This window comes from Arthrobacter sp. 10N410 (genome assembly GCF_056394945.1).
Genome location: NZ_JBFTIP010000005.1, coordinates 216474 through 227167, shown reverse-complemented (window position 1 = coordinate 227167; position 10694 = coordinate 216474). Strand labels below are relative to the sequence as shown.

The following is a 10694-nucleotide window of genomic DNA, read 5'->3' as shown; positions in this document are numbered from 1 at the left end:
GTCCCATCCCGAACCCGGAAGCTAAGACCCACAGCGCCGATGGTACTGCACCCGGGAGGGTGTGGGAGAGTAGGTCACCGCCGGACAACCATTACAGCCAGGCCCCGACACACAGTGTCGGGGCCTGAGCCTTTTAACACCCCAAACACAGAGCTGAAGGCTTCCATAGCAGCCTGTGGAAGTGCGGGAGCGTGGGGGAGGAACGTGCCACATCTGCGGGAGTGTTGGGTGGGGAGGAACACCTGCCGGCGCTTCAGCGTTGATTACTCTTGAGTAGCTTCAATTAAAAACCAACTCGGGAGATCCCATGACTGCACGGACCATCGTCATCACCGGCGCCAGCGACGGGATCGGCGCGTCCGCGGCCCGGACCCTCGCCGCACGAGGCGAGAACGTCGTCGTCGTCGGGCGTTCGGCCGAGAAGACCGAACGGATCGCGAACGAAATCGGCGCGGACTACTTCGTCAGCGACTTCGCCGACCTGGCGCAGGTGCGCCGGCTCGCCGCGCAGCTGCGGGAGAAGTACCCGCGGATCGACGTCCTGGCCAACAACGCTGGCGGCATCATGGGCACCCGGGAGCTCACGGTCGACGGTCACGAGAAGACCTTCCAGATCAACCACTTGGCACCGTTCCTGCTCACCACCGAACTGCTGGACACCCTGACCGCCAGCAAGGCCACCGTCATCAACACGTCCAGCGCCGCCAATTCGCTCTACGGCCGGCTGGACATCGACGACCTGGAGCTCGCGAACAAATACTCCGCCAATCTGGCCTACGGTAACGCGAAGCTGGAGAACATCCTCTTCACGGCCGAGCTGCACAACCGCTACCACGCAGCCGGCATCTCCACGGCGGCGTTCCACCCCGGCGTAGTGGCCACCAACTTTGCCGCGGACACCACCAGCCCGTTCCGCTTTATGTACCGAAGCTTCCTCAACCGGTTCATGCTGTCCCCGGAGCAGGGCGCTGACACCCTCGTGTGGCTTGCCACGGCCGTCCCGGGGCAGGAGTGGGTCCCGGGCGCCTACTACGCCAAGCGGGCGCTGGCGAAGGCCAACAAGCAGGCCTACGACGCGGAACTCTCCAGGGAACTGTGGGAGCGCAGCACCGCCATGGCGGCCCAGGACTCCGACAGGCTCGACCCCCGCGGCTGAGCCTCCTCCCAATGAACGGAATCGTGGGATAGTCTTTCCCTGCCCCTCGCCGACACGCGGCCGAGGGCTTCATATTGGGGGAGTGCTCGAAGGTGCGCCTGAAGAAACTGATGATTGCCTCGCTGGCTGCCAGCGCCGTCATGCTGAGCGGCACCGCCGTGCCGGCGTCTGCCGCGCCGGCGCCGAAGTCATACAAGAACTGCACGGAGCTGAACAAGGTCTACCCGCACGGCGTGGGCCGCAAGGGCGCCAAGGACAAGACCACCGGCAAGCGGGTCACCACCTTCCGCGTGGACAACACCCTCTACGGCTACAACGACGGCGGCGCCGTCCGGCACCGCGGCGAGTACGACCTCGACCGTGACAACGACGGCATCGCCTGCGAAAAGCGCTAACCCGACCTTTGCGCCGGGGCCCCGCCAGGCGGTGGGGGTCCCGCTGCTGACGTTCCTGCCCGGTTCTTAGGTCGGCCACGGGATGACTCCGCGCCAACCCGGGCTACACCGGGCTGCCGGAGTGCTGCCGCAGGTTAGAACTGGGCGGGAACGTCGGCCGCTGTGCTGCGGGAGCGTCACGTGCGCCGCCGGAGCTGCGGGAGCCGGAGGCTAGCCTGCGGCTTCGACCTTGTCGATCGCCGTCAGGGCGCTTTCCATCGTCCCGGCGAGGTCGCTGGCCGGGGCGGGCTTAGCAAACAGGTACCCCTGCAGCGAGTCGCAGCCCAGATCCATCAGGTACTTGGCCTGTGCCGGCGTCTCGATGCCCTCGGCCGTGACCTTCAGCCCGAGGTTTTGCGCGGCGTTGATCATGGTGCGGAAGAACGGCAGGTGTTCCTTGCCCGTCTTGATCATCGCCACGAAGGAACGGTCGATCTTGACCTTGTCCAGCGGCAGTTCCTTAAGCCGGCCCAGCGTTGAGTAACCCGTGCCGAAGTCGTCCATCGCGATCCGGACGCCGGCCTCGCGCAGCTGCGCCAACTGCCGGAGCACGTCCGAATCGGCGTCGAAGAACACGCTCTCGGTCAGTTCGAGCATGAGCTGGCGCGGGTCCACCCCGGTGGAGGCGACAATGCCCAGCACGTCGGTGGCGAAGTCCCGGTGCTGGAACTGCAGGCCGGAGACATTCACGGCCACGCTGTACGCGGCGTCGCCGGCCAGCCAGGGCCGGATCTCGGCACAGGCGCGGCGCATGACCTCGTCGCCGATCTCGCGGATCAGGCCGCTCTGTTCGGCCACCGGCAGGAACTGGTTGGGCGGCACCAGCTTGCCGTGCCGCTCCCAGCGCGCGAAGGCCTCGAACTGCACCACGGCGCCGAGCCCGGGGGACACCACCGGCTGGTAGTGGACCGAGATCTGCCCCAGTTCCACCGCCTGCCGCAGGCCGGTCTCGCCCTGGGCTTTGTTGGCGGCCGTGTTCAGCATCTCCGGCCGGAACTGCAGCCAGGTGTTCTTCCCCGCCGCCTTGGCCGCCGTCATGGCCGAGTCCGCCTGCCGCAGCAGTTCAGCGCCGTCGTGGGTCTCCGGCGTCTTGGCCGCCAGTCCCATGCTGACCGCGGGCCGCACCATCGATCCGCCGATCCGTGCCGGGACGTACAGGGACTCGGAAATCCGTTTCGCCACGGCTCCGGCATTGAGGCACTCGGTCAGCAGCACCACGAATTCGTCGCCGCCCAGCCTGGCCACGGTGTCGTGCGGCCGGACGCAGTTGCGCAGCCGGCTGGCCACCTCCACGAGCAGCTCGTCCGCGGCGGAACGGCCCAGCATGTCGTTGTAGCTCTTGAAATCGTCCACGTTGATCAGCAGCACGTCCACCGGGTCCGGCCGGCGCAGCGCCGCGGCGAGGCGCTCGTTGAACAGGGTCCCGTTCGGCAGCCCGGTCAGCGTGTCCCGCAGCACGGCCGCCTTGAGCTGGTCGTCGTGCTCCGCGGGAGTGAGACGGGGAAGCACGCCGGTGGTGCCGGGCACCAGTTCTGCCTCCAGCGAGCCGAATGTCCGACGGCGGGGAGCGGCTGCCGCCGCGGCGGCACCCGCCGTGGCTCCGCCGTCGTGCGGGGTTGCGGGTGGTGTGGCGCCGGGGCGGGCCGGGACTCCCGGGCGCACGGAGACTGCGACGGTCCCGGCCGTGCCGGGCGCTGCCGGAAGCGCGGCGCAGGTGATTTGGACCGGGAACTCGGAGGCGTCGCCGCGGCGGCCCGCGCCGGTGAAGGGCGTCCGCCCGGCGCCGCCTTCCAGTCCGGCGAGGACCTTGTGGAAGTCCTCCCGTGCCGACTCGGCAAGCAGCATGCTGTAGTCGGCGCCCAGCAGTTGCGCCCGGGAATAGCCGAAGAGCTGCTCCGCGGCAGTGTTCAGGAAAGCGATGGATCCATCCGGGCCAAGCAGCAAGAGGGCGTCGGGGCTGTGCTCCAGCACTGTCTGTGCAAACGCTGCGTCCATGATGTGTACTGCCCCCAAAAGCGATGGATCTGTGAATGGTGCCGCGCACCGCCGGGAACCGGATTGGGTTCGCCGCGGCCGCGCCTGCTGAAATCATATGTGGTCGCTAGCACAGTCTCATGCCGCCCCGACAGTAATCGTGAAAGCGTGCGAATATGTCGTCCGGTCGCCCAGACAAGGGGCCGAACTAGAGCGCCACTGCCGGCTCCTGCAGGGCCGTGATGGCCTCCGCGGACTGTGCGACGGCCGCCGCCCGGCGTGCCCCGGGCACGGGGCGGGAGAAGAGGTAGCCCTGCAGGGCGTCGCACTCGTGTTCCATCAGGTACCGGGCCTGGGTGGGCGTCTCGATGCCCTCCGCCGTCACCCGCAGGCCCAGGCTGTGGGCCATGTGGATCATGGACGTCAGGATGGGAAGCCGCTCCTCGCCGGTGTGCAGCATGGACACGAACGACTTGTCGATCTTGACCGCGTCCACCGGAAGCTCCTGCAGGCGGCCCAGCGAGGAGTAGCCGGTGCCGAAGTCGTCCAGCGCCACCCGGATGCCCGCGGCGCGCAGGGTGATCAGCTGCTGGATGACGTGGGAGTCGGCGTCGAAGAACACGCTTTCGGTGACCTCCAGGACCAGCTGGTGCGGATCAACCCGGCTCCATGCGGCGATGTCCAGCACCCGCTCGGCGAAGTCCTTGTGCTGCAGCTGCACGCCGGAGACGTTGACGGCCAGGGTCCGCCCGGGGTCCTCCGCCAGCCAGGACTGCAGCTCGGTGCAGCTTTGCCGGAGCACCTCGGCCCCGATGTCGCGGATCAGGCCGCTGCGCTCCGCGGTCTGGATGAAGGCGTCCGGCGCCATCAGCACCCCGTCGCGTTCCCAGCGGGCCAGGGCCTCAAACTGGATCACCTCGCGGCGGTTCGTGGAGATTACGGGCTGGTAGAAGACGGTGATCTGGCCGAGTTCGACGGCGCGGCGCAGCCCCGCGGTCAGCTGCGTGCGTTCCAGCAAGGTGGCCAGCATCTCCGGCTGGAAGTGCACGTAGCAGTTCTTGCCTGCCTCCTTGGCGGCGTACATGGCCACATCGGCCTGCCGCAACAGCTCGGAGGAAGACATGTCCTCGGTGCCGCGCGTCGCCACGCCCAGGCTCAGCCCCGGGCGCATCAGGGTGCCCTCGATGGAGACCGGGGCGTTCAGCGTGGCCACGATCCGCTGCGCGACCGCGTCCGAATCGCCGCAGCCGACCAGCAGCACCACGAATTCGTCGCCGCCCAGGCGGGCCACGGTGCCGTGCGGGCCCACGCAGTTTTGCAGCCGGCGGGAAATCTCCACCAGCATCTGGTCCCCGGCGTGGTGGCCCAGGATGTCGTTGACTTCCTTGAAGTCGTCCAGGTCCAGCAGCAGCACCGCCACCGGTCCGGGGGACTCCAACGCGGCGGTGGCGCGTTCGTTGAACAGCATCCGGTTCGCCAGCCCGGTCAGCGGATCCTGGAACGCGAGGGCCTTCAGCTGATCAGCCTGCTGTGCCAGCTCGTCGAGGGCGCGGCGGGCCTGGTCCTGCGCCACGGTGCGGGAGGTGACGTCGCGGAAGTTCCAGATCCGGCCCACCACCTCATCGGCGACCTTCTGCGGGCGGGAATACAGCTCCACGGTGCGGCCGTCCTGGAACTCGAGGACGTCGTGGCTGTGCAGCTCGTGGTTGGCGTAGAGCTCGGCGACCTTGGCCTTGAAGCAGTCCGGGGCAACCAATTTCTGGGCGATGAATTTGACCAGGGCGTAGGCGTCCTCCTCGGCGAGGATCTCCCGCGGCATGTCCCACAGCCGCAGGTACTGTTCGTTGACGCCGGTGATCTGGCCGGTGTTGGACACCACCACGATGGCGTCCGCCGTCGTCTCCAGCGTCGCGTCCAGGAGCGAGACGGCGCTGCGCCGGCCGGCGTCGTGGTCCTGGCGGTGCGTGGTGTCGCGGACTGCGACCGCCACCGACGTTCCGGCCGGCGTGGTCACGAGCGAGCAGGTGATTTCCAACGGCAGTTCGCGGCCGTCGCGGTGCAGCCCGAGGCCGGGGAAAGGCCTCGTCCCCGACGTCCCTGCGCGGCCGAGCCGGCTCAGAACCCGCAGGAAGCCGCCGCGGTCGTCCTCCACCAGCAGCCGGTTGTGCGCGACGCCGATCAGCTCCTCGCCGGAGTAGCCGAACAGGCGCTCCGCCGCGGGATTCAGATAGGAGATGACCCCCTCCGTGGTGAGTTGCAGCAACGCGTCAGGGCCCTGCGTCAGCAGGGTTTCCGCCAATCCTTGTTCCACGTCGATGCCAGCCCCCGGGCGTTCGTCACTCGAATCCACCGGCAGGGCGGTGGTCATTAAACTTCAAGCATCATAGGGCCATGAGACCCAAATCACAGCACCGACTGCGTTTGGGCGGCAGTGTCGTGGCGCAATGCGGTGATGGTCCGGGCCGACGCCGAGAGCGCAGCGGGCAGACCGGTCGCCGGTTGGGGCCGGGAAAACAGGAAGCCCTGGAGGGAATCGCATCCGCGTCGCATCAGGTACTCGGCCTGTTCCCGGGTCTCGACGCCTTCAGCGGTGACGGTCAGGCCCAGGCCGTGGGCCATGTCGATCATGCAGTTCAGGATGGGGAGCTCCTCGGTACCGGCGTGGATCAAGGCGACGAAGGACTGATCGATCTTGAGCGTGTCCACCGGGAGGTCCTGCAGGCGGCCCAGCGAGGAGTAGCCGGTGCCGAAGTCGTCCAGCGCCACCCGCACCCCGGCGCCACGGAGCTGCACCAGCTGGCGCTGGACCTGGCAGTCGTCGTCGAAGAAGACACTCTCGGTGACCTCCACGACCAGCTGGTGCGGATCCACCCCGCGGGAGCCCGCGGTCGCGAACAGCAGCTCCGGGAAGTTGCCGTGCTGGAGCTGCACACCGGAGACGTTGACGGCGAGGGACCGGGTGGGGTCCGCGGAAAGCCAGGGCTCCAGCTCCGTGCAGCCGCGCAGCAGGACCTCGGTGCCGATTTCGACGATCAGGCCGCTGCGCTCCGCGGCGGGAATGAACTGATGCGGCGGGACGAGGGCACCGTCGCGTTCCCAGCGGGCCAGCGCCTCGACCTTGACAACGGTGCCCAGCCGGGCGGAGACGATTGGCTGGTAATGCACCGCGATCTCCCCGCTGTCGACCGCGGTGCGCAGCCCGGCCTCCAGGTCGGTGCGCTCCAGCAGTGCGGTCATCATTTCCGGGCGGAAGCGCAGGTAGCGGTTCTTGCCGGCGGACTTGGCAGCGTACATGGCGATGTCGGCGCGGCGGAGCAGCTCGGAGGCATCGACGGCGTCTTCGCTGATGGACGCCAGCCCCAGGCTCAGGCTGGGCCGCAGCATGGTGCCATCAATCCAGACCGGCAGCTTGAGGGATTCGACGACCCGCGCGGCGGCCGCGTCGGCGTCGAGCGACCCGACCAGCAGGACCACGAATTCGTCGCCGCCCAGCCGTGCTACAACGTCGTTGGGCCGGACGCAGGCGCGCAGCCGGCGGCCGACCTCGATCAGCATCTGGTCCCCGGCATGGTGGCCGTGGATGTCGTTGACTTCCTTGAAGTCGTCCAGGTCCAGCAGCAGGACGTCGACGGCGGTCCCGTAGGGTCCGGCCAAGGCGTGCGCCAGACGGTCGTTGAAGAGCTGGCGGTTGGAGAGCCCGGTCAGCGGATCCTGGAACGCGAGGGTCTTCAGCTGGCTGGCCTGCTGCGCGAGGTCCGCCATTGCCTGGTTGATCTGGTCCTGGGCTCGCCGGGCCGCGGTGACGTCTCGGAAGCTCCAGACGCGGCCCACCACGCGGTCCTCGACCTTCTGCGGGCGGGAATACCGTTCAAAGGTCCGCCCGTCGCGGAAGCGCAGCACGTCGTGGCTCTCGGCTTCCGGATCGGCGTAGAGGGCCGTGACCTTTGCGAGGAACTGCTCGGGGTCCGTGAGCTGGCCCAGGACGAAGCCCATCACGGACTCGTCGTCGCCGGTGTCCACGAGTTCGCGGGGGATGCCCCACATCGAGAGGAACTGGTTGTTGACGGAGGAGATCCGGCCCTCGGCACTGACCACGAGGATGCCGTCCGCGGTGGATTCCAGTGTGGCTGAGAGCAGGGACATGGCTTCGCGGAGCCGGGCGTCCTCCTCGGGGCGCGCTGAAGTGCTCACGCGGCCGTAACCGGACAAATCTGAGACCAACGATGCTGCATTCTGAATCCTCCCCTCAGAAATCATAGGGGGCGAAGCGCGGGCCCAGCGCCACGGCGCGGGCGTCCGGCGGGTTGCCGCGCTCCTGCTGGGGCCGGGCCGCTTAGGCCGGGCCGCTGGGTCCGGGCTGGGGCCGGACCGCTCAGACCGGGCCGCTGGGGCCGGGCCGCTCAGTCGGCGGTGGCCAGTCGGCCGGCGGCGGCCGCGTCCGCGCCAATTCCGGCGTCGGCCCGTCCCAGGCCCCGCACCGTCCACCCCGCCGCGGTCCAGGCGGCGGCGTCGAGGGCGTTCCGGGCGTCCAGCACCGTCCGGCGTCGGACCAGCTCCCCGGCCGCGGTCGGGGAGAGCGAGCGGTAGGCCTCCCACTCGGTCAGCAGCAGCACCAGTTCGGCACCGTCGAGCGCCTGCTCGACGGCGGCCTCGAAGCGCAGCTGCGGATAGCGCAGCCAGGCGTTGTTGATCGCCGCCGGATCGGTGACGGTGACATGCGCCCCCGCTTCGGCCAGTTGCTGGGCCACATCCAGGGCGGGGGAGTCGCGGATGTCGTCGGTGTCCGGTTTGAAGGCCGCCCCGAGCACGGTTACCCGCCGGCCGCCCAGCTGGCCGCCGCACAGCTCCCGGGCAGCCTCCACGGTGCGGGTGCGCTGGCCGCGGTTGATGCCGTCCACCGTGGCCATCCAGGCGTCCACCGAGTCCACACCCAACGCGGCGGCCTGCACCCGGAGGGAACGGATGTCCTTGGGCAGGCAGCCGCCGCCAAAGCCGAGGCCGGCATGCAGGTACCGGCCGCCGATCCGCGGATCCAGGCCCATCGCCTCGCCCAGCTCCGTCACGTCCGCGCCGGATGCCTCGCAGAGTTCGGCCATCGCATTGATGAAGCTCAGCTTGGTGGCCAGATATGCGTTCGACGCCGATTTGATCAGCTCAGCGGTCGCGAAGTTGCAGACGAGCCGGGGGATGCCGGCGCAGAGCAGCGGCCCGTAGACCGTGTCCAGGGCGGCGGTGACGGCGGCGCCGGCGCTGTTCGGGTGCCGCGCGGATTCCTTGCCGCCCGGCACGCCGTACACCAGCCGGTCCGGCACCAGGGAATCCTTCACCGCCGTGCCCTGGCGCAGGAACTCGGGGTTCCAGCCGAGGAGCACATCCGGGCGCCCGGCCAGCACACCGCGGAGCATGTCAACCGTGCCCACCGGCACGGTGGACTTGCCGACGACAGCGGCATGGGGCGCCAGGAACGGGAGCAACGCTTCGGTGGCGGAGACCAGGTAGCTCAAGTCGGCGCCGTCGGAGGTCTTGGACTGCGGTGTTCCGACGCAGAGAAAATGCAACTGCGCGCCGGCGGCGTCGGCGAAGCTGGTGGAGAAGGCGAGTCGGCCGTTGGCGCGGCCGTCGCGCAGGAGTTCGTCCAAGCCCGGTTCGTAGAACGGGGCGGCGCCGCGGTCCAGCTGGGCCACCTTGGCGGCGTCGACGTCGATCCCCACCACGGTGTGCCCCATCGAGGCCAGGGTGGCGGCGTGCACGGCGCCGAGGTAGCCGCAGCCGATCACAGAAATCTTCACAGGGTTGCTCCTCTGGTGGTTGAACGGGGGCTGGTGGAGCCGGTGCGGGCGGAACCGGGGCTGGCGGAACCGGTGCGGACCGCTTCGTAGTGCCGCACGAGCTCCTCGCCCAGCGCGTGCCAGGTCCGGCCCTGCACCGAGGCGTGGGCCGCGGCGGCGAAAGCGCGGCGCTTGGCGTCGTCGCCCGTAAGGTCTGCCACCCGGGACCGCAGGGCCGCGAGATCACCCGGTTCGTAAAGCCAGCCGGTCCGCGAATTCTCCACCAGGTCCAGCGGGCCGCCGCGGCCGGTGGCGACCACCGGGACGCCGGAGGCCATAGCCTCCTGGATGGTCTGGCAGAAGGTCTCGAACTCGCCGGGGTGGACGAACAGATCGAACGAGGCGACGGCCCGCGCCAGTTCCTCGCCGCCGAGGAACCCGGTGAACACGGCGTCCGGGAGCGCGGCTTCGAGGGTTTCGCGCTGCGGCCCGCCGCCGACGATCACCAGCCGGGTGCCGGGAATATCTGCGAGCACGGCCAGGTCCTCCACTTGTTTCTCGACGGCGAGCCGGCCGACGTAGCCGATGATGCGCTCGCCGCCGGGGGCGACCGAAGCCCGCCACGCGTCGTCGCGCTTCTCCGGGCTGAACCGCCGGGTGTCCACGCCGCGGCGCCACATGTGCACCCGGGGAATGCCGCGGCCCAGGAACTGGTTCCGCGCAAAGGTCGACGGGACCAGGGTGCGGGTGGCGAGCAGGTGGATCTGCTCCACCCGGTTCCAGGCCCAGTTTTCCAGGAACGGGACGCCGTAGCGGCCCGCGTAGCCGGGGACCTCGGTCTGGTAAACGGCGACGGCGGGGATGCCCAGCTGGTGCGCGGCCTGGGCTGCCCGCCAGCCGAGCACGAACGGCGAGGCGAGGTGGACGACGTCGGGGGCGTAGTCGGCAAGGATTCGCTTGACCCGGGCCACACCGCCCAACGCCACCCGAACGTTCGTGTAGCCGGCCAGCGGCACTGACGGGAGCCGGTGCACCCGCGCGCCGTGGACCTCGCCGGGGACCTCGGGGTCCTGCGTGGATGGCGCGATCACCAGCACCTCGTCGCCGCGGTCCTGCAGATGCTCCAGAACCCTCAGGATGGAGTGCGTGACCCCGTTCATCTGCGGCAGGAATGATTCGGCGACTAGTGCGATCCTCACGCCTCCACCGTGGCCGCGGTGGCTGACGGCGCGGGGTCCCCGGTGTGGCCTGCGGGGGAAGAGTGGGTTAACAGGCGTGGGTGGGCCGCGGGTTCCGGGGCCTGGCGGGCCCTTTGGTGTCCCACCGGGCATGCCCGTCGGCCGGACGCGTGTCCGGACATCA

At 69.3% G+C, this 10694-nt stretch carries 7 protein-coding genes and 1 rRNA gene; 3 read left to right on the top strand and 5 right to left on the bottom strand.

The genetic code is table 11. The features are described 5' to 3' along the window. The 3 genes from rrf to AC1DB8_RS13340 all read left to right on the top strand — a co-directional run. A 5S ribosomal RNA gene (gene rrf, locus AC1DB8_RS13350) occupies positions 1–86 on the top strand; the annotation flags it as partial. 221 nt (positions 87–307) lie between these two features. Then, positions 308–1156, top strand: a complete 849-nt coding sequence (locus AC1DB8_RS13345; RefSeq protein ID WP_476893287.1) for an SDR family NAD(P)-dependent oxidoreductase — start codon at positions 308–310, stop codon at positions 1154–1156. Positions 1157–1248: 92 nt separating this feature from the next. Next, a complete protein-coding gene (locus AC1DB8_RS13340) occupies positions 1249–1551 on the top strand; it encodes an excalibur calcium-binding domain-containing protein (RefSeq protein WP_476893286.1) in 303 nt (100 codons plus the stop codon). A 210-nt stretch (positions 1552–1761) separates the two neighbouring features. Here the strand turns inward: AC1DB8_RS13340 and AC1DB8_RS13335 are convergent, their stop codons facing one another. The 5 genes from AC1DB8_RS13335 to AC1DB8_RS13315 form a co-directional block, all read right to left on the bottom strand. Further along, complete coding sequence (locus AC1DB8_RS13335; protein ID WP_476893285.1) at positions 1762–3585, bottom strand: putative bifunctional diguanylate cyclase/phosphodiesterase; 1824 nt, start codon at positions 3583–3585, stop codon at positions 1762–1764. 187 nt (positions 3586–3772) lie between these two features. Continuing rightward, positions 3773–5932 (bottom strand): putative bifunctional diguanylate cyclase/phosphodiesterase, encoded by a 2160-nt coding sequence (locus AC1DB8_RS13330; RefSeq protein ID WP_441418556.1) that lies wholly within the window; start codon positions 5930–5932, stop codon positions 3773–3775. Between the two features lie 35 nt (positions 5933–5967). Beyond that, positions 5968–7755, bottom strand: a complete 1788-nt coding sequence (locus AC1DB8_RS13325) for a putative bifunctional diguanylate cyclase/phosphodiesterase (RefSeq protein WP_476893284.1) — start codon at positions 7753–7755, stop codon at positions 5968–5970. 209 nt (positions 7756–7964) lie between these two features. Next, entirely contained in the window at positions 7965–9353 is a 1389-nt protein-coding gene (locus tag AC1DB8_RS13320; protein WP_476893283.1) for a UDP-glucose dehydrogenase family protein, read from the bottom strand. Further along, positions 9350–10531, bottom strand: coding sequence for a glycosyltransferase family 4 protein (locus tag AC1DB8_RS13315; protein WP_476893282.1), 1182 nt, complete (start codon positions 10529–10531; stop codon positions 9350–9352). The genes AC1DB8_RS13320 and AC1DB8_RS13315 overlap by 4 nt, the downstream gene beginning before the upstream one ends. Positions 10532–10694 lie beyond the last annotated feature (163 nt).